The 25,431-nt window shown below is 69.0% G+C and carries 20 protein-coding genes; 9 read left to right on the plus strand and 11 right to left on the minus strand.

Annotation, left to right across the window (positions count from 1 at the left end):
- Positions 1–7: 7 nt before the first annotated feature.
- Genes AB0M48_RS28005 through AB0M48_RS28020 form a run of 4 tightly spaced genes read right to left on the minus strand, consistent with a single transcriptional unit; the run spans position 8 to position 5,496 of the window.
- Positions 8–1,393: a sulfite exporter TauE/SafE family protein gene (locus AB0M48_RS28005; protein WP_363847392.1), complete on the minus strand. Its 1,386-nt coding sequence runs from the start codon at positions 1,391–1,393 to the stop codon at positions 8–10.
- Positions 1,390–2,682, minus strand: coding sequence for a tetratricopeptide repeat protein (locus AB0M48_RS28010; RefSeq protein ID WP_363847395.1), 1,293 nt, complete (start codon positions 2,680–2,682; stop codon positions 1,390–1,392). The genes AB0M48_RS28005 and AB0M48_RS28010 overlap by 4 nt, the downstream gene beginning before the upstream one ends.
- On the minus strand, positions 2,679–4,277 hold the full coding sequence (locus AB0M48_RS28015; RefSeq protein WP_363847398.1) for a DUF4331 domain-containing protein: 1,599 nt from the start codon (positions 4,275–4,277) through the stop codon (positions 2,679–2,681). The genes AB0M48_RS28010 and AB0M48_RS28015 overlap by 4 nt, the downstream gene beginning before the upstream one ends.
- A gap of 46 nt (positions 4,278–4,323) precedes the next feature.
- On the minus strand, positions 4,324–5,496 hold the full coding sequence (locus tag AB0M48_RS28020) for a histidinol-phosphate transaminase (RefSeq protein WP_363847401.1): 1,173 nt from the start codon (positions 5,494–5,496) through the stop codon (positions 4,324–4,326).
- A 539-nt stretch (positions 5,497–6,035) separates the two neighbouring features.
- Between AB0M48_RS28020 and AB0M48_RS28025 the strand changes: the two genes are divergently transcribed.
- Together AB0M48_RS28025 and AB0M48_RS28030 are read left to right on the plus strand one after the other, a co-directional pair.
- Positions 6,036–9,533: an ATP-binding protein gene (locus AB0M48_RS28025; RefSeq protein ID WP_363847404.1), complete on the plus strand. Its 3,498-nt coding sequence runs from the start codon at positions 6,036–6,038 to the stop codon at positions 9,531–9,533.
- Between the two features lie 31 nt (positions 9,534–9,564).
- Entirely contained in the window at positions 9,565–13,332 is a 3,768-nt protein-coding gene (locus AB0M48_RS28030) for a DNA gyrase subunit A (RefSeq protein WP_363847407.1), read from the plus strand.
- A 68-nt stretch (positions 13,333–13,400) separates the two neighbouring features.
- Here the strand turns inward: AB0M48_RS28030 and AB0M48_RS28035 are convergent, their stop codons facing one another.
- Positions 13,401–14,066, minus strand: coding sequence for a hypothetical protein (locus tag AB0M48_RS28035; protein WP_363847410.1), 666 nt, complete (start codon positions 14,064–14,066; stop codon positions 13,401–13,403).
- Between the two features lies 1 nt (position 14,067).
- A complete protein-coding gene (locus AB0M48_RS28040) occupies positions 14,068–14,403 on the minus strand; it encodes a hypothetical protein (RefSeq protein ID WP_363847413.1) in 336 nt (111 codons plus the stop codon).
- A gap of 149 nt (positions 14,404–14,552) precedes the next feature.
- On the opposite strand from AB0M48_RS28040, the gene AB0M48_RS28045 reads away from it, so the two are divergent.
- Entirely contained in the window at positions 14,553–14,954 is a 402-nt protein-coding gene (locus AB0M48_RS28045; protein ID WP_363847416.1) for an MmcQ/YjbR family DNA-binding protein, read from the plus strand.
- Positions 14,955–15,131: 177 nt separating this feature from the next.
- Here the strand turns inward: AB0M48_RS28045 and AB0M48_RS28050 are convergent, their stop codons facing one another.
- Together AB0M48_RS28050 and AB0M48_RS28055 are read right to left on the minus strand one after the other, a co-directional pair.
- A complete protein-coding gene (locus AB0M48_RS28050) occupies positions 15,132–15,881 on the minus strand; it encodes an SDR family oxidoreductase (RefSeq protein ID WP_363847419.1) in 750 nt (249 codons plus the stop codon).
- Between the two features lie 119 nt (positions 15,882–16,000).
- Positions 16,001–16,552, minus strand: coding sequence for a DivIVA domain-containing protein (locus tag AB0M48_RS28055; protein ID WP_363847422.1), 552 nt, complete (start codon positions 16,550–16,552; stop codon positions 16,001–16,003).
- 95 nt (positions 16,553–16,647) lie between these two features.
- Between AB0M48_RS28055 and AB0M48_RS28060 the strand changes: the two genes are divergently transcribed.
- The 4 genes from AB0M48_RS28060 (at position 16,648) to AB0M48_RS28075 (ending at position 21,069) form a co-directional block, all read left to right on the plus strand.
- A complete protein-coding gene (locus AB0M48_RS28060; RefSeq protein ID WP_319987766.1) occupies positions 16,648–17,016 on the plus strand; it encodes a YchJ family metal-binding protein in 369 nt (122 codons plus the stop codon).
- A complete protein-coding gene (locus AB0M48_RS28065; protein ID WP_363847425.1) occupies positions 17,013–17,690 on the plus strand; it encodes a hypothetical protein in 678 nt (225 codons plus the stop codon). The genes AB0M48_RS28060 and AB0M48_RS28065 overlap by 4 nt, the downstream gene beginning before the upstream one ends.
- Positions 17,691–17,809: 119 nt before the next feature.
- A complete protein-coding gene (locus tag AB0M48_RS28070; protein ID WP_363847428.1) occupies positions 17,810–20,224 on the plus strand; it encodes a hypothetical protein in 2,415 nt (804 codons plus the stop codon).
- 56 nt (positions 20,225–20,280) lie between these two features.
- Positions 20,281–21,069 (plus strand): carboxylesterase family protein, encoded by a 789-nt coding sequence (locus AB0M48_RS28075; protein ID WP_363847431.1) that lies wholly within the window; start codon positions 20,281–20,283, stop codon positions 21,067–21,069.
- Here AB0M48_RS28075 and AB0M48_RS28080 read toward each other — a convergent pair.
- Positions 21,066–22,070 (minus strand): GDSL-type esterase/lipase family protein, encoded by a 1,005-nt coding sequence (locus tag AB0M48_RS28080; protein ID WP_363847434.1) that lies wholly within the window; start codon positions 22,068–22,070, stop codon positions 21,066–21,068. The two genes, AB0M48_RS28075 and AB0M48_RS28080, sit on opposite strands and share 4 nt — an antisense overlap.
- An 81-nt stretch (positions 22,071–22,151) precedes the next feature.
- Between AB0M48_RS28080 and AB0M48_RS28085 the strand changes: the two genes are divergently transcribed.
- A complete protein-coding gene (locus tag AB0M48_RS28085; protein WP_363847437.1) occupies positions 22,152–23,114 on the plus strand; it encodes a DJ-1/PfpI family protein in 963 nt (320 codons plus the stop codon).
- Complete coding sequence (locus AB0M48_RS28090) at positions 23,114–23,734, plus strand: DJ-1/PfpI family protein (RefSeq protein ID WP_363847440.1); 621 nt, start codon at positions 23,114–23,116, stop codon at positions 23,732–23,734. The genes AB0M48_RS28085 and AB0M48_RS28090 overlap by 1 nt, the downstream gene beginning before the upstream one ends.
- Here the strand turns inward: AB0M48_RS28090 and AB0M48_RS28095 are convergent.
- Together AB0M48_RS28095 and AB0M48_RS28100 are read right to left on the minus strand one after the other, a co-directional pair.
- Positions 23,720–24,364, minus strand: a complete 645-nt coding sequence (locus AB0M48_RS28095) for a response regulator transcription factor (RefSeq protein ID WP_363847443.1) — start codon at positions 24,362–24,364, stop codon at positions 23,720–23,722. The two genes, AB0M48_RS28090 and AB0M48_RS28095, sit on opposite strands and share 15 nt — an antisense overlap.
- Positions 24,361–25,410, minus strand: coding sequence for a histidine kinase (locus AB0M48_RS28100; RefSeq protein ID WP_363847446.1), 1,050 nt, complete (start codon positions 25,408–25,410; stop codon positions 24,361–24,363). The genes AB0M48_RS28095 and AB0M48_RS28100 overlap by 4 nt, the downstream gene beginning before the upstream one ends.
- Positions 25,411–25,431 lie beyond the last annotated feature (21 nt).

The following is a 25,431-nucleotide window of genomic DNA, read 5'->3' on the forward strand; positions in this document are numbered from 1 at the left end:
GGTGTAATTAGACCGCCTGCAATGTCAGCCAGGCGCCGACGACGATGACCGTCGCGGCCGTGCCCACGGGTGCGTAATGCGACAGCAGGCGGGTGGCACGGCCGTCCAGGATTCTTTCGACGCGATCCCGCGCCTTCACGAGCAGCAGTCCGACCGCGGTGAGCGTGCCGGCCATGCCGATGCCGTAGCCGAGGACCAGCAGGACGCCGAACCACGTGCGGCCCAGCGCCATCGCACCGAGCAGGACCACCAGGGCGGACGGCGAGGGCACCAGGCCGTTGGCCGCGCCCATGCCGATGAGGCTCGCGCGGCTGTAGCCGTGACCGTGCCCATGTCCGTGACCGTGCCCGTGACCATGTCCGTGCCCCGCCACCACTCCGGCGAGTGCTGGTTCGCGGGTCGCCGACAGGGCCGAACGCAGCAGCATCACACCGATCATCGCGATCAGCACGCCGCTGACCAGCCCGAGCCAGCGCAGCACCTGTTCACCGGCCAGCGCGCTGGAGGCGCTGATGACCAAGCCGAGGACCAGCACGCCACCGGTGTGCGTGGCCGTGACCGACACACCGACGATGAACGCGTCCTTGGGCGTGCCCTGTCGTCCAGCCAGATAGGCGGCGATGAGCGTCTTGCCGTGACCGGGCAACGCTGCGTGTGAGGCACCGAGCACCAACGACAGCAACAACGCCAGAAACCCCAGCCACGGCGTGAGGTCGTCGCTGCCCAGGATGTCGTTGAGCCTGGCCGCCGTGGCGCTGAACGACTGGACGGGGGAGCCGGAGGCGATCTTCGGCTCGGACCCGCTGCCCGGTTCGGCGCTGAACACGGCGGAACGGACGTCCATCGGACTGCTGAGCAGGTCCTCCGGGTACGTCCGCAGCTCGTCGCTGATGCTCTCGGTCGGCACCGGCGAGTCCGTCAGCCTGATGCCGGTGCCGGCGGCGGTGATCTCACGCCAGCCGACCCGGTCGGCGTTCGACTCGTCGCGGAACTCCAGTCTGGCCGGGCGGTCGAGGTCGACCCTGGCGGTGAACTCGCAGACCAGCCGGGTCGTGCTCAGGTCGGCCTGCCCGACCGGGTGCTCCTTGGTGGAACTGGAGAGCGTCCAGGAGATCTGCCGCCCGTCCACGGTGGAGCGGTCGGTCCTGGAGACCTCGTCGCACCACTGCTTCGCGTCGCGGGCCTTCAGGTTCTCCTGCAGCGTCGGGATCTCCGCCACGTCGACCACGGACCGCAGGTCGATCCGGTCCGGGTGCAGGTGCAGCCCGTGGTAGTGGTTGACGCTGAAGTTGCCCAGCGGGTGGGCGGACGCCTCGCCGTTGATGAAGAAGATTCCGGCGAGCAGCAACACCGCCACCAGGACGGGCCGCACCACCCAGCTGGACAGGCTCACCGGCCGCCTCGGAGCTCCGCGAGCTTGCGGCCCGCCTTCAACGCCTGCAACGGGGAGAAGTTCGCGTTCAGCCTGAGTGCCTGCACCAGTGCCTCCTGGGCTTCGGCGACCCGGCCGAGCGCGGCAAGGATCATGCCGCGGTGGTAGGAGAACGTGGCGTTCTGCCAGCCCAGCGCCACCGCGCGGTCGGAGTAGCTCAACGCCTCCGCGTCCCTTCCGTTGACGTGCAGGGCCCACGCCATGGCGTCGGCGACGAAGACGCTCTGCCGGCGGCTCCACTCGCTTTCCGCACGGCGCAGCGCCTGCATGCCATCACCGCGGTCTGCGGCGACGAGGGCCGCGGCCAGATCGTCGGAAGCACCCTGGGTCTCCATCAGTCGTTGCTGCTCGGTGAGCACGGCGTACTGCTGGGCGGCCTCTTCGGTCTTCCCGCCGGCTTCCAGCAGTTCCGCGTACTCCTGCAGGTACTGCGGCAGGGGAGCGCGCGCCACGAGCCTGCGGTACGACTCCAGCGCCACCGGGACGTCGCCCCGTGCCGCCGCGACCTTGGCCATGCCCTGAGTGAGAGTCATGTCGTCTCCTCTCGCCGCCAGTCCCTGCTCGTAGTGCTCAGCGGCTTCGTCGATCCGGTTGTGGTCGAACGCGAGTTCGCCCAGCCGGTAACGGCAGAACGCGATCTCCTCGGGCGTCGTGGAGGCCTTCAGCGCACGCTGCATCGCGTCGCGGGCACCGTCGACGTCGCCGTGGAGTTCGAAGTGGAAGGAAGCACGGGCGAACGACGCCGTGTTCGGTTTGAGGTCCAGCATCTTCTGCACCGCGTCCTGCGCGCCCGCGTCGTCGCCGAGCTGCGTCAACGCGTCCGCCAGCACGCCGTGCGCCTCCGCGGAGGCGGGCAGTGCGGCAATCGCCTTCAGGGCCCAGTCGCGGGCCGCGTGGAAGTCGTGGCGGGCGTTGGCCAGCGTGCCCATGCCGATCGCGGCAAGGCCCGTGTCACCCGCGTTCTTCAGCGCGCCTTCGGCCTTCGCGTAGTACGCGGGATCGGCCGTCACCCTCGCCAGCTCCACATAGGACGAACCGAGCTGCGCCCAAGAGGACTTGTCCTGCGGAACCGCGTGCAACCGCTGCTGCAGCTGGTGCACCACCTTGTGCATCCGGTTCTGCTGCGCCACAGCCGGGACAGGGGGCGCGCCCCCGGCCCTGCTGTCGGCAGGACCGGAGGCGGCGAGGTGGGCAAGCGCCGCGGTGACCAGGAGAACCACCGCGGCGGCCTGCCGCTGCTGGTACTTCACTTCGAGTGCGACCCGTACTTGCGGATCTGCTGCTGACGCTTGCGCCAGATGAGGAACCCGGCGCCGAACACGAAAGCCGAGCCCACCGCGGTGGTCATGGCCATCGGGTCGATGTTGCCGATCTTGCCGACCGGGTTGACCGCGACCTCGGCCGTGGTGCCCGAGGCGTTGACGGCGGTGCCGTTGCGGGGCAGGCCCACGTACGGGAAGTTCGCCTCGAACGGCTGGTCGTTCGCGTCGACCTTGTCACCCGTGGCCAGTGCGTCCACGAGCTTGCCGGACGCCGCCGCGCCCTCCATCGCCTGCACGGCGATGTCCACCACGTCGTCGGTCAGGCGACGGCCGTTCGGGAAGCCCTGCGTGTCACCCGCGAGCAGGCCCAGGCGGTTCGGGTTGGCGTTCGGTTCGATCATCATGTTCAGCCGCAGCATCTCCGAGGGGCGGAACCGCCTCGCGTCCACGTCCTGGTTGTTGACCTGCGAATTCAGGTCGGCGTTGATCTGCGCGCCGAGCTTCTTGGTGATGCCGGTCAGGAAGATCTCGGCCAAGTCGTCGCGCTGGCCCTGCGGTGCCGGGATCTTGTAGATCGCCTCGACGAGCTTCGGCAGCTCCGGGTTCACCACCCGGTCGACGAGCTCCTTCACGCCGGCGTCCTGGTCGGGGCGCAGGCCGTTGAACGCGTCCTTGAGGCCCGCGGGCGCCACGACCTCGTTCACCAGCGGGTTGCCCAGGCGGGAGACCTGCACGAAGTCGCCGACCGCCTCCGCCTTGCCGGGCGAGAGCTTCAGGGTGCGGCGCTGCGTGGTGCTCCAGATGCCGATGTTCGGGTTGCGGTGTGCGTCGTTGCGCAACGCCAGCGCCTGCTTGGGCAGCTGGATCGCGATGGTGTTGACGTTGTAGCCGCGCAGCGTGTCCTGGCCGACCTCGCTCAGGTTGCCGCCGTAGAGCAGGTCGAACACGCGCAGGTCGGCGAAGAACGCGTCCTCGGACGGGCCCACGTAGACCTTGCCGCCACCGGCGATCTGGGTGATCGCCTGGTCGCGCAGCTTCTTGAAGTCCGGCATCGACGCCGGGCCGTTCGGGGACGGCGCGACCGGGGCGTTCTTGACCAGCTTGACCTTCTGGCCGTTCTGGTAGATCGCCTCGAGGTCGTAGCGCTGCCGGAACAGCAGGTTCTCGTCGTCGAGCGAGTCCACGACACCGTTGGAGTACAGGAACGTGGTGTTCTTGCGCCGGTCGTCGTTCTGGAAGGTGAACCGCAGGGTGACGTCAGGCTTGGCGTCACCGTCGCTGTCGACGTTGAAGTCGTACTGCGCGTCCTCGGCCCACGGGAAGAAGTTGGGGCCACCGTTGGGTTCCTGGAACCCTGACCAGTTGCCGACCAGCGTCACGGTGTCCTTGTGGTCGGGACTCACGAACGCGTACAGGTCCGTGTTGTCCACGGCCGGGTCACCCGCGATGAGCGGAGCCTCGCGGTGAGACGACGCCGTGGCGCCGGTACCGCCGAACATGGCCGCGTTCAGCAGTGTGGCGGCCACCAGCGCGGCCGCAGCCACCTGGCCGCGCCGACCGCTGAGGGCGTGCGGTGATGACATCTGTGGGCAACCTTTCGGAGAAGAATTCAGGGTGCTGTGCGTTCGTTCAGGCGCTGTGCATGAGCAGCGACGGTTCGCTGGAGTGGCTCGCGTGAACCGCATGGCTCGTCCACCGCGCCTGGGTGAAGTCGCGAATGCCCTCGACGAGTCGTTCCACGTCCTGTTCGGGCCGCACGACCAGCCGGGCGAACTTGCTGGTCATGCCGAGCTTGTTGCCGCATTCGCGGATGAAGACCTGGTGCCTGGCCAGCAGGTGGTCGCGCAGCTCGCGGCCGTCCATGCCCCCGCCGAGCTTCACGAACAGGAAGTTCGCCTGCGACGAGTAGACGGTCAGGTCGGGGATGCGCGACAGCTCCACGCCCATGCGGTAGCGGTCGCGGCTGAGCAGCCGCAGGCTCTCGGCGTACTCGGCCTCGTGGTCGGCCAGCATGAACACGACGGTCTCCGCGAGGGAGTTGAGGTTCCACTTCGGCAGCGCCTTGCGCATCTTCCCGGCCAGTCCCGGGTTCGCGACCAGGTAGCCGAACCGGATGCCGTGCAGGCCGAAGTTCTTGCCGAGGCTCTTCAGCACGACCACGTTGGGCCGGATGGACGCCTCGGCGGCGACCGACGGATTGCGCTCGACCTCGACGAAGTCGATGAACGACTCGTCGATCACGATCAGGTCGAGGTCGGACAGCTCGTCCATGAACCGGATGATCTCCCGGCGCGGCAGGTAGCCGCCGTCGGGATTGTTCGGGTTGCAGATGACCGCGACCCTGCTGCCGCGGGTGCGGATGAACTTGATGTACTCGTCGACGTCCAGCTCGAAGTTGTCGCTCTCCTGGAGCAGGAACATGTCGACGCGCTTGTTGCTCTCCATCGGCTGGTCGGTCCAGCGCCCGAAGGTGGGGATCGGGATGGCGATGCTCTCGTGGACCCACAGGTGGTCCATCCACGTGATGAGCTCGGTCGAGCCGTTCGACATCGCGAGCGTCGCCGGGTTCAGCCCCAGCACCTTGGAGAGCTGGTCCGCGATCTTGCTGGAATCGCTCGGGTAGAACTTGAGGACCGATTCCAGGTTCTTCGACAGCTCGTCGAACATCTCCGGCGTCGGGAAGTACGGATTGCACGGGATGCAGAAGTCGACGAGTTCACCCGCACCCGTCCGCGACAGCTCGAAGTAGGACGGGCTGTGGGCGGTCTGCTGGAAGAGACCCGAGTCCACACCATGCCGCACGCGACCACTCCGTCCTTCGATCCGTTTCCGACACCGGGGCATACGTGCCGATGTTCATCGCGGTTCACGGGTCCGTTGCGGGAAGGTCTCGGAACGGTCTCGCGCGCAACCTCGCCCACTCCGGTTCCTCACCTCGGCGGACGCCCTGACTGTCCACATCGGACAGAGTCTCGGTGTCGTGTCTCGATGGTGGGTTCTGGTGTCAGATGCACCCGACCGGCGTGGGCGGGCGCCGCGGCGGGTACCCCGTCCTGATCGCGGGTGCGCGAACCCCGTTCAGTGGAAGTGGTGGAGGCGGTGGCTCCAGTCGGCCGTTCAGGACCGAACGCTCGTCCGCTCACCGTCGTGACGCTGTGTGCACGGCGGTCGCGGGGTTCGTCGCTCTCCGTGATAGCCTGCTCCGCTGGCGGACCGTGGCTCGGGCTTTGTGACGCACCACCCAGGGCGGTTTCCGCGACCGGTACGGGCGTCCTGCGAAAAATTGTCAGTGGGTGCGGATACCCTGCTGGCAGTCCGCACACAATCAGGGAGCAATACCCGTGACCGCAGAGACCCTGTACGGGGCCGACGACCTCACCCATCTGGAAGGTCTGGAGGCCGTACGCAAACGGCCAGGCATGTACATCGGGTCGACCGACAGCCGGGGCATCAACCACCTCTTCAGCGAGATCGTCGACAACTCCACCGACGAGGGCGTCGCGGGCCACGCGACGAAGATCGTGGTGACCCTGCACGCCGACGGCAGCGTCCAGGTCGACGACGACGGCCGCGGCATCCCGACCGACGTCCACGCGAAGTCCGGTCTGTCCGGTGTGGAACTGGTGCTCACGAAGCTGCACGCCGGCGGCAAGTTCGGCGGCTCCGGCTACAAGACCTCCGGCGGCCTGCACGGCGTCGGCGCCTCCGCCGTCAACGCGCTGTCCCACCGCTACGACGTCACGGTGCGCCGCGGCGGCAAGGTCCACGCGATGTCGTTCGCCCACGGCGTCCCCGGAGTCTTCGACGGCCCCGGCCCCAAGGCCAAGTTCACCCGCCAGAACGGGCTGAACGTCGTCGGCAAGATGAAGCGCAACGAGTCGACCGGCACCTCGACCCGCTACTGGTACGACGCCCGTTACTTCGAGAACGGCGCCGCGCTGGACGTGGAGACCGTCCGCCAGAAGCTGCGCAACACGGCGTTCCTCGTGCCCGGCGTCACCTACGTGCTGCGGACCGCCCTGGAAGACTCGATCTCCGAAGAGGTCTTCCAGTACCCCAACGGCCTCACCGACATGGTCGACTTCCTGGCGCCCGCCGGCGACCGCGCCGTCTCCGGCACGCTGGTGATCACCGGCAGCGGCACCTACTTCGAGAACGCCGCCGACGAGAACGGCGTGATGCGGTCCAAAGTGGAGCGTCAGGCCGAGATCGAGGTCGCGCTGCGCTGGGGCACCGGCTACGAGCGCATCGTCGAATGCTTCACCAACACGATCCGCAACGTGCACGGCGGCACGCACCGCCGCGGCTTCGACCGCGCCGTGCTGAAGTCCGTGCAGGACGCCATCTCCAAGACCCGCGGCCTGCTGAAGCCGAAGGAGGAGATGCCGACCCTGGACGACGTGCTCGAAGGCATGACGGCCGTCATCCACGTCCGCATCCCCGAACCGCAGTTCACCTCGCAGACCAAGGACGAGCTCTCCACCGCCGGCATCACCAAGGTGCTGCAGGGCATCGTGGACCAGCAGATCCGCGCCTGGACCGAAGACCGCAAGACCAAGCTCGAAGCCAAGACCGTGCTGCAGAAGGTCGTCGACGCCTCGCGCGTCCGGCTGACCCAGAAGCAGCAGAAGGACGCGGCACGCCGCAAGACCGCGCTCGAGGGCGCGGCGATGCCGGCCAAGCTGGTCGACTGCCGCACCACAGGTGTTTCGCGTAGCGAACTTTTTCTCGTTGAGGGCGACAGCGCGCTGGGCTGTTTCGTCGGCGAGACCAGGGTCGCACTGGCGTCTGGGAAGTCCCTGTCGTTCCTGGAACTGGTGGAGGACTGGCAGCGCGGTGTCTCGCACTTCGGATACGCCACCAACAAGGCCGGTCGTGTCGTCGTTGTCCCGCTGGTCGAGCCGCGGCTGACCAAGAAGGACGCGCCGCTCGTCCGCGTGACCTTGGACAACGGCGAGTCGGTGCGATGCACGCCTGACCACCTGTTCCGGCTGCGTGACGGTTCCTATCGCCGCGCGGACGCTTTGCAGGCCGGCGACTCGCTGATGCCGCTGTACCGGTCGGTGTCCTCGAAGGCGGAGGGACACAACCTCGACGGCTACGAGCGGGTCTGGATGAACGACCGGCAGGAATGGGTCTACACCCACTACCTGGCCGACGCCTACAACCTGCGCCACGGCTTCGACAGCACCGAAGACGGCAACGTCCGGCACCACGTGGACGTCGACAAGCGCAACAACGACCCACGCAACCTCAAGCGCATGACGTGGGAAGACCACGCAGCGCTGCACGCCGCGATGATGGGCGAGCACGTGCACGAGGGCTACCGCGCATGGCTCGCGGCCGGCGGCACCGAGTTCAAGTCGGCGATGCTCTCCGAGCAGTGGAAGAACCCGGACTTCCGCGCCTCCTGCCTCGCTGAACGCGACCTGGATCCGGAGTTCCGCGCCCGCATCGAGCAGGGCTTCCTGGACTGGTACTCGGCGCTGAACGACGACGAGAAGGCGGCCTACGCCGAGCGCCTGCGTGCTGTGCAGGCCGAGTACTGGGCCAAGCCCGAGCACCGCGCCGCCGCAGCGGAGCGGGTGCGCGCGTTCTTCACCCAGCCCGGCAAGCGCGAAGAGTGGAGCGAGCGGTCGCTGCGGCAGTGGCAGGACGAGGAGCTTCTCGCCTGGCGTTCCCGCACCACGACCGAGCAGTTCGCCGACCCGGCGGAACGTCAGCGCCAGCGTGACGCGGTCATCGCCTGGCACGAGAACAACCCGGAGTTCGGCCGCGAGCACTCGGCTCGGATGCAGCAGCGGATGGCCGACACCTCCACCGGTCACCTGGAGAAGATTCAGAAGGGTCGTCGCCGGTACGTGGAGTCGACTCCACGCGCTGAGCGGGTCGCCAAGCAGGTCGAAGGCCGTCGGATCGCCGCGCTGAAGCGGATGGCGCCGATGCTGGACACGCCGTCGAACTTCGAACTGGCGTTGTCCTACGAGCTCGACCGCAAGGCGAACGCGACGACCGGGCTGAAGTTCCTGAAGGTCCTGGCGCACTACGACGACGACTTCACGCGGTTGCGCGAGGCGGCGTCGATGGTGAACCACTCGGTCGCGTCCGTCGAGGCGTTGCCCGAGCGGGAGGACGTCTACGACCTCACCGTCGACGGTTACCACAACTTCGCACTCGAAGCCGGTGTGTTCGTCCACAACAGCGCTCGCATGGCCCGAGTCTCCGAGTACCAGGCGCTGCTTCCCCTGCGCGGCAAGATCCTCAACGTCCAGAAGGCCTCACTGGCCGACACGTTGCGCAACGCCGAGATCGCGTCCATCGTCCAGGTCCTGGGCGCGGGCACCGGCCGCACCTTCGAGCTCTCCCAGATGCGGTACGGCCGGGTGATCCTGATGGCCGACGCGGACGTCGACGGCAGCCACATCCGCACGTTGCTGATCACGTTGTTCGCCAAGTACATGCGCCCGGTGATCGAGGACGGCCGCCTCTACGCGGCCATGCCCCCGTTGCACAAGGTCATGACGCGCGGCCGCAACGCCGAGACGCACTTCACCTTCACCCAGCGGCAGATGGAACAGACCGTTGCGAGGCTGGAGAAGGCCGGCAAGCAGGTCGTCACCCCGGTGCCGCGGTTCAAGGGTCTGGGCGAGATGGACGCGGACGAGTTGTGGGACACCACGATGAACCCCTCCACCCGCTCGGTCCGGCGCATCACCATGGACGACGTCGAAGCCGCCGAGCAAGCCCTCGAACTGCTGATGGGCGAGAAGGTCGAACCGCGCCGCAACTGGCTCGTCGAGTCCGCCGCACGGGTCGACCAGTCGGCCATCGACCTCTAAGCCTTCAAGAGACAGACGGAGTCACGAAGTCATGGCACGCCGCAAGGGACCCACGACCAAGGTCGACCCGGCCGCGTTCGACCGGGCCGGCGCCAAGGTGCTCGACAACTCGCTGAAGACGGAGATCGAGGACTCGTACCTGGAGTACGCGTACTCGGTCATCCACTCGCGGGCACTGCCGGACGCGCGGGACGGCCTCAAGCCGGTGCACCGCCGCATCCTGTACTCGATGCACGACAACGGACAGCGGCCAACATCGCCGTACGTGAAGTCGTCTCGCGTGGTCGGCGACACGATGGGCCGCTACCACCCGCACGGAGACACAGCGATCTATGACGCGCTAGTACGTCTCGCACAGGACTTCAGCCTGAACGAGCCGTTGATCGACGGGCATGGAAATTTCGGGTCACCAGACGATGGACCGGCCGCGAGCCGTTATTGCGTGGTGGCTGATACCCGAATCCGGCTCGCCGACGGGTCCAGCGCGCGTATCGGTGATCTGGTCGACCTTCCGGCCGATTCCGAGGCCGATGCCGACTTCGAGGTGCTCGACAAGGACGGCAAGGCTGTCCAGGTCGACAAGGTCTTCAACTCCGGTGTGCACCCGACGCTTCGGATGACCACGAAGTCCGGGTTTTCGGTCCGTGGCAGCGAAAACCATCTAGTTCTCTGCCTTGAGGCGCCAATGGGTGTGCCACTGTTCCAGTGGCGGCGCCTGGATGAGCTCAAGCCCGGCGCGGTCGTGGCTGTGGCCCGCAACGCCTGGTCTCAGATCACCCCCACCGCGCAGGAGTACGTCCTCGGAGTTCTCGCCGGAGCATGGGTGTCGGAGGGTTTTGCGTCCGCGACGCGGGCTGGGTTCAACAACACCGACGAGCACTTCTTCGGTGAGGTCCTGCACGCTTATGACCAGGTGGTCGGAGGCCAGCGCTACCTCAATGAGCGGGAGACGCGCCGGGGCCGGAAGAAGATCTGGGAGCTTGACGTTCAGGAGTGTTCGGGTGGCATGGATGCCTTCCGGGCGAGTCCGTTGGCAGAACTCATAGGCCATCAGGCACGAGACAAGTTCGTGCCGGAGTGCGTCTGGCGCGGTGGCTGGGGCGTCAAGCGCGCCTTTTTGATGGCGGCGTTCGAAGGTGACGGCGGCTGCCGCGTCGCTAAGGACGGCTTCACGGTTCAGTACTCGTCTTACAGCGAGCGACTCACCGCTGAGATGCAGGAGCTGCTTGCGGAGTTCGGCGTCATCGCCGCGCATCGCCGCTACGTCCGTGTCAGCGGCGCGGTGGAACACCGACTGGTTGTCTCGGGGCTGCGCAACGTCACGGCCTTCGCCGAGCGCGTTGGCTTCCTCAAGACCAAGCAGGCGAAGCTGAAGGACCTGCTGAAGCATTCGCCGCTGCGACCGCACCGGCTCAGCCAGGACTCCGTGCCGTTCGTCGCCGACTACGTTCGGAGCGCGCTCGACTTCGACCGCCGGGGCAGCGGTCGCAAGTGGCTGACCCAGCACAACTTCGACCGGGTCGAGCGCTGGGAGACCGAGCGGCTGAGGATCATCGACCGGATCAAGGACCCGGAGGTCCTCGCGACGATCCTGCCGATCATGGATTCCGGCTATCGATTCGAGCCGGTGACCACGGTCGAGGCTGCGGAACCGGCCGAGGTCTACTCGGTCCGGGTCGTTTCGGAGGACCACTCGTTCCTCGCGGGCGGGTTCGTCAACCACAACACCGAAGCGCGCATGTCCCACGCGGCGATGCAACTGGTCGGTGAGCTGAACGAGGACACGGTCGACTTCCGGCCGAACTACGACGGTTCGCTGGAAGAGCCGACGGTGCTGCCGGCAGCGTTCCCGAACCTGCTGGTCAACGGCACGTCGGGCATCGCGGTCGGCATGGCCACGAACATGATTCCGCACAACCTCCGCGAGGTCGTGGGGGCGGCGCGGTGGCTGATCAACCACCCTGAAGCCGACCTCGACAAGCTGATGGAGTTCATTCCAGGTCCTGACCTGCCGACCGGAGGCATCCTGCTCGGCCTGGACGAGGTCCGGAAGGCCTACGAGACCGGGCGAGGCGTCGTGCGCATGCGCGCGAAGGTCGAGACCGGTCCGCTCGAAGGTTCCCGCGGGCGTCAGGCCATCACGGTCACCGAGCTGCCGTACGGCGTGGGCTCCGAGCGGATCGTCGAGAAGATCACCGACGAGGTCAACAAGTCCAAGCGCCTCACGGGCATCGCGGACGTCAAGGACCTCACCGACCGCGAGAACGGCATCCGGCTCGTCATCGAGTGCAAGGTCGGCGTCAACCCGCAGGCCCTGCTCGCCGACCTCTACCGGCTGACGCCGATGGAGCAGTCGTTCGGCATCAACAACCTGGTGCTGGTGGGCGGCCAGCCGCAGACGCTGGGCCTCAAGGAGCTGCTGGAGGTCTTCCTCCAGCACCGCTACGAGGTCGTCACGCGGCGCACGAAGTTCCGCCGCCGCAAGCGCGAGGAACGCCTGCACCTCGTCGAGGGCCTCCTGCTGGCCCTGCTCGACATCGACAAGGTCATCAAGCTGATCCGGGGCAGCGAGAACGCGGCGGCCGCCAAGGACGGCCTGATGAAGCAGTTCAAGCTGTCGGAGATCCAGGCCTCCTACATTCTCGACACGCCGCTGCGCCGCCTCACCCGCTACGACAAGCTCGAGCTCGAGAGCGAGCAGGAGAAGCTGCGCAAGGAGATCGCCGAGCTGAGCGCGATCCTGGACGACGAGGGCGTTCTCAAGAAGCTCGTCTCGAGCGAACTCGCCGCCGTGGCCAAGGAACTGGGCGGTGAGCGCCGCACCAGCCTCATCGACGGCGACCTCAAGGAGGTGCTGGCGGCGTCCAAGCCCGCCGGTCCGCTGGAGGTCGCGGACGACCCGTGCCAGGTCATCCTGAGCGCCACCGGACTCGTCGCGCGCACCGCGGCCGAGTCGGAGGAGGCCTCCGAGGGCAAGCGCCGGGCGGGCCGCGTGAAGCACGACGCGGTGTCGGCCGTGGTGCACTCCACGGCGCGAGGCCAGGTCGTCCTCATCACGAACCTGGGCCGCGCCTTCAAGACGGACGTGCTGCCACTACCCGTGCTGCCGGAGCAGAGCGGCACGGTCTCGATGCGCGGCGGCATGGCGGCGTCCGAGCTGGTGCCGCTCGGCAAGGGCGAGAAGGTCGTCGGCATCGCGCCGCTCGACCCGAAGGACTCGCCGGGCATCGCGCTGGGCACGAAGCAGGGCACCGTGAAGATCTGCGTCCCGGAGTGGCCGGTCCGCTCGGACGAGTTCGAGGTCATCTCGCTCAAGGACGGCGACGAGATCGTCGGCTGCACGTGGCTCACCGACGGCAGCGAAACCCTCGCGTTCGTCAGCTCCGACTCGTCACTCCTGCGCTACGACGCGAAACTCGTGCGGCCCCAGGGCCTCAAGGGCGGCGGCATGGCGGGCATCAACCTGAGCGGCGACGCACACGTGGTGTTCTTCGGCGCGATCCGCACGGACGACGACGAACACGGCGAGCCGATGGTCGTCACCTCGTCCGGCCAGAGCGTCAAGGTCACCCCGTTCAGCGAGTACCCGGCCAAGGGCCGCGCGACGAACGGCGTGCGGTCGCAACGCTTCCTCAAGGGCGAGACGCACCTGGTGCTCGCGTGGATCGGCTCCCGCCCGGCGGGTGCGGACGACAAGGGCGCGCCGGTGGAGTTGCCGGCCATCGACCCGCGGCGCGACGGCTCCGGCCACGCGCACCCCGGCCCGCAGGTGATCGGGCACCTGATCGAGCGCGACTAGTCGGGTTCGGCGCCGGTGAGAGGCTTCGACCGCTCTCACCGGCGAACGGGCCGCCTGGACGAGTGTGGTCAGCGGTCGCCGCGGATCGAGATGCCGATCACCGAGGCCGTGACGCCGACGCCCAGCGTGGCACCGGCGACCTTCTTCGCGCCGCGTTCGACGACCGCGGCGCGGAACGACTCGTCGAGCATGGTCTGTGCCGCGGATCTGGACACGGGAGGTGTCGCGGCGTTGATCCTGGCCACGAACTTCGCCTGCGTGCTGTAAGCGACCTCGTAGATCAGCTCGCTGGGCACGCCGATGGAGGTGCGGGACGCGTACAGGTACGACTCGCACGAGATCACCACGAGGGTGGCTTTCGGGTTGCTCACCGACCTGAGGTCGAAGGAGCTGGTGTCCGGGAAGCGGAACATCCCCTTGTCGTTGTGTCCGATGAGGATCATGTAGCCGGATTCCTGCTGTGCGAAGTCGTCCAGCACCTTCTGGGCGGCTGTCTTCGTCCTGGTGGCGAGCGGAATCGTGAAGCCCGACGACTCGGTCCGCCTGAGGACGTCCTCGATCTCCCTCGGGTTCTCCGTCTGCTTCCCGAAGATGTTGTGGTACTCGTCGGCGGACCTGGGCGCGGAAGCGTACTTCTTGATCAGCTGCTGGCCGCCGGTGCTGACGGCCTGTCTGCCGCCTCCGCCGCACGCGGTGACCAGCACCAGCACGAGCACGGCGAGCGCGGCTCGCATGTCAGGCCACCGCGAAGTAGTCGGTGACGACCCGCCGATCGTTGGTGCCCAGCACGGTCTTGGGCGATCCGACGAACGCGGCGATCACCTTGCGCAGCAACGTCGGGAAGGCGGCACCGGCCAGCAGGAGCTCCCCGTCGTTGAACCGCGCGCCGAAGAGGATCAGAACACTGAGACCGCCGAACAGCACGGCGAGCGTGGTGATGATCCAGTACGGTCGGGAGTGCAGGAGCTTCCGGTACTTGGCCGACTCGAGCTTCTCCCGCACCCGGTACCAGTGGAGTACCTCGGAGAGGACCGCTCCGACGAACGGAGCTGCGATGTGGAGTGTGCTCATGCGGCTGCCCTCCGGGTCCTGGTGCGAAGTCGGAGCCGTTTTCTTCCACGTCGCATTGAGACGGTTGTTGCGTTACCGGCAGGAGGAAGCTCTGCGCGAGTTCGAGAAGGCACGGTGGTCCCGAGTCGCCAGTCCGCAGGGGGTGTGACATGACCGATCGGGCGGACGTGCCGGCCGAGGTGCTCGGCGAGCTCCGCGGAATCTGCGCGAGGCTTCCGGAGAGCCGTGAGGAAGCGGCGTGGGTGGGGACGCGGTGGCGCATCCGCAACCGCACGTTCCTCCACGTCTTCACGGCGCACCCCGGCCAGGAGGGCGCGTACAGCCGCGCGGCGGAGCTCACCGAGCCGACAGTGATCATGACCTTTCGCGCACAGCCCGAGGAGTTCGACGCCTTGGTCGGCGCCGGAGAGCCGTTCTTCCGCGCGGCGTGGGGACAGGACGCCGTCGGGATGAAGGTGCGGCCCGATGCGGACTGGGCGGAGGTGGACGAGTTGCTGGCCGAGAGCTACCGCAAGCTCGCCCCGGCGAAGCTGGCCAGGCTCGTCGACTGACCCACGTGCACCACCACCGCCCCGCTCCAGCCGGTTCCGCGCGCCGCCGCCGAGCCGCTCCGCGGCGCCTCGTGGTCGGCCGACCCGCTAGCGTGTTCCGTAAGTCCGTTCGATGAGAGTCACGGTCTCCGGGGCCCTCGGCCGCGACTACCGCGGACGAGACTGACGGGACACGCCCTAGAGGCCGAAGCCGCCGGACACCTCGACGTTCTGCGCGGTGATCCACCGTCCGTCGTCGCCTGCGAGTGCCGCGATCGCCACCGCCACGTCATCGGGCTCGCCCACGCGGCCCAGCGCGGTGTTGGCGGCCAGCGCGGGGATCACCTCCGGGAACTTCTCGAAGGCGTCGTCGCCCAGCCGGGTGCGGGTGGCACCGGGGGAGACGGAGTTGACGCGGATGCGCCGGGGGCTGAGTTCCTTGGCCAGGTAGCGCGTCAGCACGACCAGGGCGCCCTTCATGGTGGCGTAGCCGGAGTAGCCGGGTTCGGCGTGTTCGGTGGAGCTGCTCGTCGTGTTGATCACCGCGCCACCGTCCGCGAGGAGGGGGAGCAGGGTCTGGGTGAGGAAGAACGGGCCCTTGAGCAGCACTCGGTAGAACCTGTCGAACAGGTCCTCGGTGGTGTCGGGGAACAGGGCGGTCTGGGCGAAGCCCGCGTTGTTGACGAGGACGTCGAACTCGTCGCGGCCCCAGCCGCGCAGCACCTCGGCGACCTGGTCCCGGAACGCCGCGAAGGTGTCGCTGCGGCCGACGTCCAGGTGCAGCGCGGTGGCCTGGCCGCCGTTCTGCTCGATGGCCGTGACGGCCTGCTCGGCGCCGGCCTCGTTCGAGCTGTAGGTGAGGATCACGCAGGCGCCTCGCCTGGCCAGTTCCACCGCAGTGCTCCAGCCGATGCCCGAGCTGCCACCGGTCACGATCGCGACTGACATTTCCTACCGCCTGTCCTGGTCTGCTTGGTTTTCGATGAACCAAGCAGACCAGGTGAGGTGGTGTCGCGAGGAGATCAAAGCTGTCAGCTTCTTGCCTGATCCTCTCAAAGGTGTCCGGGCTACTCGATGTGCAAACTCTGGATCTTCGCCTCCGCGACGATGCGGTCCGCCTCGTCCCGGGCGACGTTGCGCAGTTCGGCCAGGGCGCGCATCGCCTCGGCCCGGCGGGCCGACATCGCGAGCCGGAAGTCCTCGCGGATCCCCTCGCGCTTCGCGGCCGCCTCCTCGTCGAGCCGGCGGGCTCGTTGCTCGGCCTCGCCCACGATCATCAACGCCTTGAGCTGGGCATCCCTGATGACCTCACGGCGTTCTTCCTCGGCCAGGGCGACCATCCGGGCGAGCCGTTCCGGCAGGCCCTTCAGGTCGATCGGGGTCAGGCAGATGCGGTGCAGGCCGTCCTGCAGGGCGGCGTTCTCCTCCTGGACCGAGACCAGCCGGCTCGCCAGGGCCTCCGCGCGGGCCTCCGACGCGTCGCGGTCGGCTGTGACCAGGCGAAGCTCGGCTTCCAGCTCGGCGACGTAGTCGTCCACCTCGTCGCGGTCGTAACCGCGCCATCGAAGCCCGAACCACGTGCGCAGCGGTACGAGCTCAGTCCTGCTGTCGACACTCACTGCCGTCTCCTCTGCCTCCCGCGAGTCAGTCCTGACAAGGGGTACGTACAGGGCGCGACATCGGTTCTAACGGGTTCACCAGGCACAATGTGGACGTGAACAACAAACTGTGCCCCTGTGGTACCGGGCAGTCCTATGTGGACTGTTGCGGTGCGCTGCACTCCGGAGCCCGCAAGGCGGCCACCGCCGAGCAGCTGATGCGTTCTCGCTACAGCGCTTTCGCCGTGTCCGATGAGGACTACCTGCTGCGCACGTGGGCCGCGAAGCACCGTCCTTCCAGTGCCGGGATCGACTCGACCGATCGCTGGTTGAAGCTCGAAATCCTGGCCACCGAGAACGGCGGTCTGCTCCAGGCCGAGGGTGTGGTGGAGTTCCGGGCGCATTATGTCGGCGGCGTCGTGCACGAGCGGAGCAAGTTCATCAGGGAGAACGGCCAGTGGGTGTACGCGGAGGGCCTGGAATGAGCACGGTGACGGTCGCGAGCAGGTTCAACGGGCCTCCCGGCATGGGCAACGGCGGGTACTCGGCCGGTCTGCTCGCCGGGCACGTCGACGCCCGGACCGTGAGCGTCCGGTTGCGCAAGCCGGTGCCGCTGGACCGCGAGATGCAGGTCGGGGACGGGCAGTTGCTCGACGGTGACGTCGTGATCGCCTCGGCCGAGCCCGCCACGCTCGACCTTGAGGTTCCCGCCGCACCGACGCTAGACGAGGCGCTGAAGGCCTCCGCGAAGGTGCCGTGGCGCGACAAGCACCCGTTCCCGACGTGCTTCGGCTGCGGTCCCGGCCGTGAGGACGGCATCGCCGCGCTGCTCGGCCCGCTCGACGGCCGCAGCGAGTGGGCCGGCGTGTGGACGCCGACGGACGTACTGCCGAACGACGGGGTCAGCGTGCTCCCGGAGATCGTCTGGGCCGCGCTCGACTGTCCGTCCGCGCAGCCGGTGGCACCGGACGGGGGTCCGGCGTTCGTGCTCGGCACCTTCGTCGCCCAGGTGGAGCAGCCGGTCGAACTGGGCGTGGACCACGTGCTCCTGGCATGGGAGCTTGGGAAGGACGGACGCAAGGCCTACTCGGCGTCCGCCATCATCGGGCCTCACGGAGTGTGCGGACGAGCACGGGCCGTGTGGGTATCGATCGGATGAGATCAAATAACCCGACTGGGTGACGGAAGCGTTGCGCGTCTTGATAGCGTGCACGACCGTTGCCCGATTAAGCCGAAAGGGCGAGTGACCGGGATGGCACGGAGGTGATCAGGCGCTTGATGGGCCGACGTGCCGCCGCCCATGGCGACCAGCAACCACAGACCCAGCAGAGTTCTGGCCAGAGCAGTTTCGGAGTTCAGACCATCACGAGCACCGACCAGGACCTGGATCTGTATCCCGTCGAGCAGCCCCCGGCAGCAGCGCCGCAGCCGGAGCCAGTACCCCAGAGGACGCCGTTCGCGGCGAACTCCGTCGGGTCGACGCTCGTAGTCTCCGCTCCCGAGGGCCCGAGTCAGGGCGCCGCGGGCCTCGCCCGCGCGCTTCCGGCCGACAACGGCCGGACCGTCGTCGTGGTCGACTTCCCGGGCGGGGACCAAAGCACTTTCTGGCCGCACGTCGTGACGGCGCTGCACGGCCGCGGGCCCATCCGGCTCGCGGTCTCGCACGCCGGGACGATGCGGCCGACCGCGCCCGCGCAGTGGCTCGCCGAGCAGCTGCAGGCCGAGGTCGTGGCGCCGGACGGCGTGCTGACCACGGTGCCCGGTGCCGCGTTCGTCGTCGGCACGCAGGGCTACGGCAGCTGGGTGAAGTTCCAGCCGAACGCGTCCCCGATGCCCTACGGCCGCCGCTTCCCGGTGCCGCAGTGGGAGGCGATGGACCCGAACTCGCCGTGGCCGACGGGTGAGGTCGGCATCTCCGAGCCGATCCCGAGCGGACTCTGGCTGCGCGCGCAGGTGCCGCCGTTCGACCCGGCCGCCCAGGACTCGCGGCCGATCGTGGCGCTGCCGTGCCGCGACAACGTGCTGACGGTCGTCGTCGGCGGGCCCGGCCAGTCGTCGATCCCGATCGACGAGGTGTGCCGCCTGCTCACGGCGCTGCCCCAGGCGGCCCGGTCGCGCGTGCGGCTGGTGCCGTACGGCATCGACGCCGCCATCGGCAGCCTCGTCGCCGACCAGATCGGCGAGCCGATCGCGATGTTCACCGGCCTGCCGGTGGGCAACCTGCGCGGCGGTGGGCCGGCGGTGATCGCGGTCGACCCGCGCGGGCAGCAGACGTGGCGCCCGTTCGTCACCGAGGTGCTGTGCGTGCCGGACGAGGCCGTGCCCGTGGTCTCCGGCTACCGGGCGCCGGTGCAGGGCCTCACCGAGGTCTCGCCCGGGGTGTTCTCCCTCGGCGATGGCGTGGTGCTCGAAGTCGTCCCCTCAGGCCTGTGGGTGCGTGAGCAGGACGAGCCGTACAACGCCGCCGAGGTGCGCACACTGCCCTTGGACCCGGAGTGGGCTCGTCTGACCGTGGGCACGCCTGGGCGCACGACGCCCGGTGCGGTCGCGGTGCACGGCGCTGCTCTCGTGGAACGCCTGGAGCCCGAGGTGCGCAAGCTCCTGCGCCTGGTGTTCTGCGACTCCAAGGTGATCGCACCGCCGCCACCTCCGCCCGCACAGCCTCCCGTCAACAGCGCGGCCGCGGCTCTGAGCACGGCGGCGCACGCGCTGTCGACGCGTGAGCCGGCGGACAGCGGCACCGGCTTCTTCACCCCCGTCACGTCGGCCGAGCCCGAACAGGACCGGCCCGCGTACGCGAGCATGGGCGCCGGTCCGGCGATCGCGACGGTGACGTCGCACGCGCTGGCGGACGACCCGGACGAGGCCGCGTTCCCGTCGGACGACCCGGACTCCACCCCGGTGAGGTTCCGCGTCGACGGCCCGCTCCCGCTGCAGCCGCTGGCGATGTGGGAGGCCCCGCCGGAGAACGACGGCGAGCGCGAGACGGTCGCCCAGGACCACAGCAGCTCCGACGCCGAACGCGACACGGTCCGCCGTGCTCTCGGTGAGCGCTACGGCCTGCACGCGGCGACGGTCGTGCGCCTGCTCTCCCAGCGTCCGGACGCGGAGGAGGACCCGGCCGCGTTCGAGGCCATGGTCACCGACCTCACGGCGTTGCTGGCGTGCGTGTCGCAGGACGAGGAGATGGTCGTCGAGACGCTGCGCATGGGACGCCTGGGCCGCCTGCGCCCGTACGTCGCGTGCATCGTCTCGGGCCTGAACCGCCTGCCCGTGCACAGCGGCGTGGCGGTGGTGTGGGGTGTCAGCGGCCCGACCGGGCCGAGGCGCTACCGCAGCGGTGACGTCCTGGTCGAGCACGGCCTGCTGGACGCCATCGCGAACCCGTCCCAGCGCGTCGACGGCGTCACCGAGTACCTGATCTGGTCGGTCACCGGCCGCCGGGTCGAGGTGGCCGACCGGGTCGCCGTGGCCACGGAGGAACGCGTGGTCTTCGCGCCCGGCACGCCCTTCCGGGTGCTCGCGGTGGCCGAGGCCGAGGGTGACCACCCGCAGCAGGTGCTGCTGCAGGAGGTCGCCGGACCGGCCGCCGACCAGGAGATCGCGGGACTGCGGCCGAGCGTGCTCTCCCAGCTGGAACGGGCGGCGGCGAACCTGCGCGTGCTGCCGGTCTCGCACCAGGTGACGGCCTGAACCTCGGCATCCGCTACGCGGAACCGCCGGTCGGCCCGCTGCGCCTCCACCCACCGGTGGACTGCGACGGCGAGCCGACCGGCGCGTTCGGCGACCGGCACACGCTGAACGTCTGGTCCACAGCGGACTCCGCAGCGCCGGTGATCCTCTGGGTCCACGGCGGCGCGAACACGGTCGGCTCGTCAGCACAGCCCGAGTACGCGGGTGACGTGCACGCGTCGAACGGAATCGTGTTCGTCAGCTGCGACTACCGCCTGGCAGCCGACGGATACGGTGCCCTGGAAGGGATCCAGCACAACCGAGGGCTGCTCGACGTCGTCTCCGCGCTGAGGTGGGTCCAGCGCAACATCGCCCGCTACGGCGGAGATCCGGCGAACGTCACCGTCGCCGGCCAGTCGTCCGGCGCGCAGACGGTCGCGTCGCTGATGGTCATGCCTTCCGCTGCCGGTCTGTTCCACCGCGCGATAGCGCACAGCCTCGCCGGACGGTTCTTCACGCCGCTCGAAGCCGCCGAGGTCCAGCGGCGAGCAGACCCCGACGTCGTGCTGTACCAACCGATCGTCGACGGCGACACGCTGCCGCGCAGTCCGCTCGAAGGCCCGTACGACGTGGACCTGATGGTGTGCCACACGGCCGCCGAGGACGCCGAACTGTTCCAGCGCCCGACGATGCGGCTGGCCGACGAGCACGGGAGCGCGTTCCGGTCCGTCTACGCCCGCACGCCGGCGCACCACGGCGCGGACGTGCCGGACATGTTCCGCGGCGACATCGCCCAGGCGTGGGCGAGGTTCGCCCGCACGGGTGATCCCGGCTGGCCGCGGCACGAAGTGAAACGCTGGGTCTAACTTTCGGTGGTGAGGCCGAGCGAGCCGTCCAGCCGGGGCACGCACGCCCCGTCGCGCTTGTCCGAGGCCAGGAACTCGGTGAGACAGCGCCCGATCTGCTCATGACCGCGCGCGTTGGGGTGGAACGACTCCTGCAACGCGTGCGGTGCGCGCCTCTGGTCCTTCAGACCGTCGAAGTCGACCGACAGCCGCGTGAACCACTCGGTCTCCGGCTCGTCCCCGCCCACGCACGCCTCGTGGCCCTCGCCGGCCCGCGCCAGGTCGAGGAACCGCGCGTTGACCTTGCCCGCGGCGGCGCGCAGGCCGTTCGACAGCTCCGGCACGGCCTCCTCGACGACCCACTCCAGGTCGGCGGTGCGCAGCGGGCAGCCGGACAGGTTCTGCAGCGACTGCGGCATCTTCGGGGACACGGGGGCCGCGTACGACTGCACGACCAGCTGGTAGGACGAGTCGAGGTAGCCCGAGTCGCGCATGGTCTGGCGGATGGCCTTCAGCGTGTTCTCGACCTTCGGGATCATCCGCCGCACGCGCTTGGTCCACTCCGGTGCGACGGACGACGTGCAGTCGCTGCGCTTGCCCCACGCCTCGAAGCACTTGTTGAGGATCTCGGAGAAGCGCGGGTCGTCGTTCGCGCCGATGGCGACGACGATCGCGACGATCTGGTTCGACCCGGCGAGCTCGCGCAGGCGGGGCAGCTGCTCGTTGCGCAGCTTCTCCGAGTTGGCGCCCGAGCACGCCAGGTTGATCTTCTGGTCGGCTTCGAACGACGTCTTCATGATCTCGGCCGCGCGCGAGCGGTGGCACCAGTTGCCGCCGTCCTCGCCGTCGGTCCCCGGCTCGTAGGCACCGGCGCCCTCGCCGGACATCGTGCTGTCGCCCAGCGACACGACCGCGGTCCTGGTCTCGCGGTCCGCGTCGGAGGGCGGCGGGAACACGTGGTCGCTCACGACCAGCACGATCGTGAGCAGGCCGATCGCCGCGAGGAAGAGCAGTTTGCGCATCGCGGGCCAGTTTACGTGGGTGGCCGAATGCGAGGGGGATATGGCGTTGCCGCCCTGGGCGGGGGTGAGGAAAGTGGAGGTGTGGGGAATCTGAGGGAGATAGTCGTGGTCGGCTACGACCGCGTCGCGTTGCTGGACCTGGCGGGACCTGTCGAGGTGTTCCAGGCGGCGAACTACGGAGAGCAGCGCTACCAGGTCACCCTCGCCACGATCGGGGGAGAACCGTTCGCCGCCACGGCGGGCGTGCGCGTCGAGGCGGGTGCCGACCTGCTCGCGCTGGACCGTCCGATCGACACGCTGCTCGTGGTCGGCGGCTGGGGGTACGACGAGGCCGCGTCCGACGCGGTGCTCACGACGAACCTGCGGCGGCTGGCGCTGCGGTCGCGTCGCGTGGCGGGTGTCTGCACGGGCGCCGTGGTGCTGGCCGGGGCCGGGCTGCTGAACGGCAAGAAGGCGACGACGCACTGGGCGTTCACCGGCGAGCTGGAGAGCCGCGGCGTCGAGGTGGAACCGGACGCGATCTTCGTGTGCGACGGGGAGGTGGCCACGTCGGCAGGGGTGACGGCGGGCATCGACCTGGCGCTGGCGATGGTCGAGCAGGACCACGGGCCCGCACTGGCCCGCAGGATCGCGCAGTACCTCGTCGTCTTCCTGCAACGCTCGGGAGGCCAGTCGCAGTTCAGCGTGCACACCCGCGCGAAGCCGGTGTCGGACGGCTCGCTGCGCGCGCTGCTGGACGACATCCACGCCGATCCGACTCGGGAGTGGACGGTGCCGGTCATGGCTCGCAAGGCCATGATGAGCGTGCGGCACTTCGCCAGGGTCTTCTCCCGCAGCGTGGGCGTCTCGCCCGCGCAGTACGTCGAACGAGCCCGCGTCGAGGCCGCCGCCGACCGGCTGGCCAGCAGCGGCGACTCGCTCGACCTCGTCGCCCGCCAGTCGGGGTTCGGCTCGGCCGAGACCCTGCGCCGGGCCTTCCTGCGCGTGCTCGGCGTGTCGCCGGGCAGCTACCGCGCCCGTTTCCGGACCACTGGGGTTGCCTGATGGAAGCCACGTTCGTGCTCTACCCGAACATGACGGCGCTCGACTTCGTCGGCCCGTACGAGGTGCTCGGCAGCGTGCCGGTCGTCACGACCCGGTTCGTCGCCGCGACGCTCGACCCGGTGAGGTGCGACAACGGGCTGACCGTCGTGCCGACCGACACGTTCGACTCGCTGAAGTCGACGGACGTCGTCGTGGTGCCGGGCTCCGGGCACTGGAGGGAACTGCTGAAGGACTCCGGTGGCGTCGTCGAGTGGCTGCGGGAGGTGCACCCGACGACGAAGTGGACGACGTCGGTGTGCACCGGGTCGACGCTGCTCGCCGAGGCGGGGCTGGTCTCGAAGGCCACGACGCACTGGGCCGCGCGGGAGGACCTGGAGGTGCGCGGCGTCGAGGTGAGCACCGACCGGGTCGTGTTCGACGGCAAGGTCGTCAGCGGGGCGGGTGTCTCCGCGGGCATCGACATGGCGCTGCGGCTGGTCGAGGCCGAGTTCGGCGAGATGGTCGCGCAGGCCGTGCAGGTCGGCATCGAGTACGACCCGCAGCCGCCGCGCGCCTACGACTCGATCCCGCCCGAGATCGCGCAGGGCCTCAAGGCCGCGTTCGACTCACGTCAGGCCTGACTGCACGGCGAACACGACGAGCTGGGCGCGGTCGCGAGCGCCCAGCTTGATCATCGCCCGCGACACGTGCGTGCGCACCGTCGCGGGCGAGATCACCAGCACCGCGGCGATCTCGTCGTTGGACGCGCCGGACGCCACGTGCCGCATGATCTCCCGCTCGCGTTCGGTCAGCTTGTCCAGGTGCGGCACGGGCCGCGCCGACGCCCCGGACGCGAACCGGTCGATCACCCGGCGCGTGACGGACGGCGAGAGCAGCGAACCGCCGTCGGCCACCACGTGCACCGCGCGCAGCAGGTCCGCCGGGTCGGAGTCCTTCACCAGGAACCCGGACGCGCCCGTCCGCAGCGCCTCGAACACGTACTCGTCGAGGTCGAACGTCGTGAGCACGACGATCCTGACGTCGGCGCACGCGGGGTCGGCGCTGATGCGGCGCAACACCTCCAGGCCGTCCATCAGCGGCATGCGGATGTCGAGGAACACCACGTCCGGTTTCGTCGCCTGGATCAGCGCCAGGGCCTCCCGCCCGTCGGCGGCCTCTCCGGCGAACTGGAGGCCGTCCTCGGTCTCGATCAACGTCCGCAGCCCCATCCGGACCAGCGGCTGGTCGTCGGCCACCACCACGCGAATCATGCGGGCAACGGTATCCGGGCGATCACCGCGAAGCCGTGCGCCGCATCGGTTTCGAGTGTGCCGCCGAGTGCTTCGGCCCGTGAACGCATACCCGTGATGCCGTGGCCCTCGGTGAACTCGGTGGCCGTGCCGGTGTCGGTCACGTGGACGACCAGATCGTCGCGCACGGTGTAGACCTTGACGGACGCGGTGACACCGGGGGAGGAGTGGCGCAGGACGTTGGTCAGCGACTCCTGCACGATCCGGTACACGGCCAGCTGGTAGGTGTCCGGCAACTCGATTCCGGCGACCTCGACCGACACCTCCAGCCCTGCCTCGCGCATCCGTGCCGCCAGAGCCGGGATGTCGTCGAGCGTGATCGCCGGGGTCAGGGGAGCCGAGCCGCGCAGGGTGTCCAGTTCGGACCGCAGCCCTTCCAACGCCTCTTTGGACGTGTCGCGGATGGCTTCGAGTGACGCGCGGGCCTTCGCGGGATCCTTGTCCAGCACGTAGAGCGCCACTCCGGCCTGCATCGCGATCACCGAGAGGCCGTGGCCGACGACGTCGTGGACCTCCTGGGCGAGCCGGAGGCGTTCGGAGATCGCGGTGCGCTCGCGAACGTCCACAGCGGACCGGCGGCGGAGCTTCACCAGCGCACCCGCCGCGCCGGGCAGCAGGATCCAGCCGGCCGACCAGGTGACCCACGACGTCAGCGAGTCGTTCCACCACGGCAGGATGGCCAGCGCGTACAGCAGGGCACTGGCTGCGGCGAGTTCGACGCGCGCGTACAGGGCCACCGCGTAGATCGCGGCGACACCGCTCACCAGGATCGGGCCGAACGGGTATCCCAGCGCCAGGTAGACCACGATCGGCGCGATCGTGACCAGCACCGTCCACAACGGGCGGACGGAGCGGAACAGCAGGCCGCAGGCCGCCACGACGATGAGCGCGTACGCGAGGGCGTCGAGGGGTTCGCCGCCTTGCAGACGCGCGGCGAACCGCGTGCCCGCGAGGCCGAAGAACAGCAGCGCCGCCGTGAGCGCGCCGTCCTGCCATTTGATCCGCATGCCGCCGACCATACGACCGAG

This window comes from Lentzea sp. NPDC051208 (assembly GCF_040682435.1).
In the GTDB taxonomy this organism is placed as follows: domain Bacteria; phylum Actinomycetota; class Actinomycetes; order Mycobacteriales; family Pseudonocardiaceae; genus Lentzea; species Lentzea kristufekii.

Excerpts from the sequence above, each read along its gene's own strand:
- AB0M48_RS28015 (WP_363847398.1), bottom strand. The coding sequence starts at position 4,277 with ATGTCATCACCGCACGCCCTCAGCGGTCGGCGCGGCCAGGTGGCTGCG.
- AB0M48_RS28030 (WP_363847407.1), top strand. The coding sequence starts at position 9,565 with ATGGCACGCCGCAAGGGACCCACGACCAAGGTCGACCCGGCCGCGTTC.
- AB0M48_RS28035 (WP_363847410.1), bottom strand. The coding sequence starts at position 14,066 with ATGCGAGCCGCGCTCGCCGTGCTCGTGCTGGTGCTGGTCACCGCGTGC.
- AB0M48_RS28040 (WP_363847413.1), bottom strand. The coding sequence starts at position 14,403 with ATGAGCACACTCCACATCGCAGCTCCGTTCGTCGGAGCGGTCCTCTCC.
- AB0M48_RS28045 (WP_363847416.1), top strand. The coding sequence starts at position 14,553 with ATGACCGATCGGGCGGACGTGCCGGCCGAGGTGCTCGGCGAGCTCCGC.
- AB0M48_RS28050 (WP_363847419.1), bottom strand. The coding sequence starts at position 15,881 with ATGTCAGTCGCGATCGTGACCGGTGGCAGCTCGGGCATCGGCTGGAGC.
- AB0M48_RS28065 (WP_363847425.1), top strand. The coding sequence starts at position 17,013 with ATGAGCACGGTGACGGTCGCGAGCAGGTTCAACGGGCCTCCCGGCATG.
- AB0M48_RS28070 (WP_363847428.1), top strand. The coding sequence starts at position 17,810 with ATGGGCCGACGTGCCGCCGCCCATGGCGACCAGCAACCACAGACCCAG.
- AB0M48_RS28080 (WP_363847434.1), bottom strand. The coding sequence starts at position 22,070 with ATGCGCAAACTGCTCTTCCTCGCGGCGATCGGCCTGCTCACGATCGTG.
- AB0M48_RS28090 (WP_363847440.1), top strand. The coding sequence starts at position 23,114 with ATGGAAGCCACGTTCGTGCTCTACCCGAACATGACGGCGCTCGACTTC.
- AB0M48_RS28095 (WP_363847443.1), bottom strand. The coding sequence starts at position 24,364 with ATGATTCGCGTGGTGGTGGCCGACGACCAGCCGCTGGTCCGGATGGGG.
- AB0M48_RS28100 (WP_363847446.1), bottom strand. The coding sequence starts at position 25,410 with ATGCGGATCAAATGGCAGGACGGCGCGCTCACGGCGGCGCTGCTGTTC.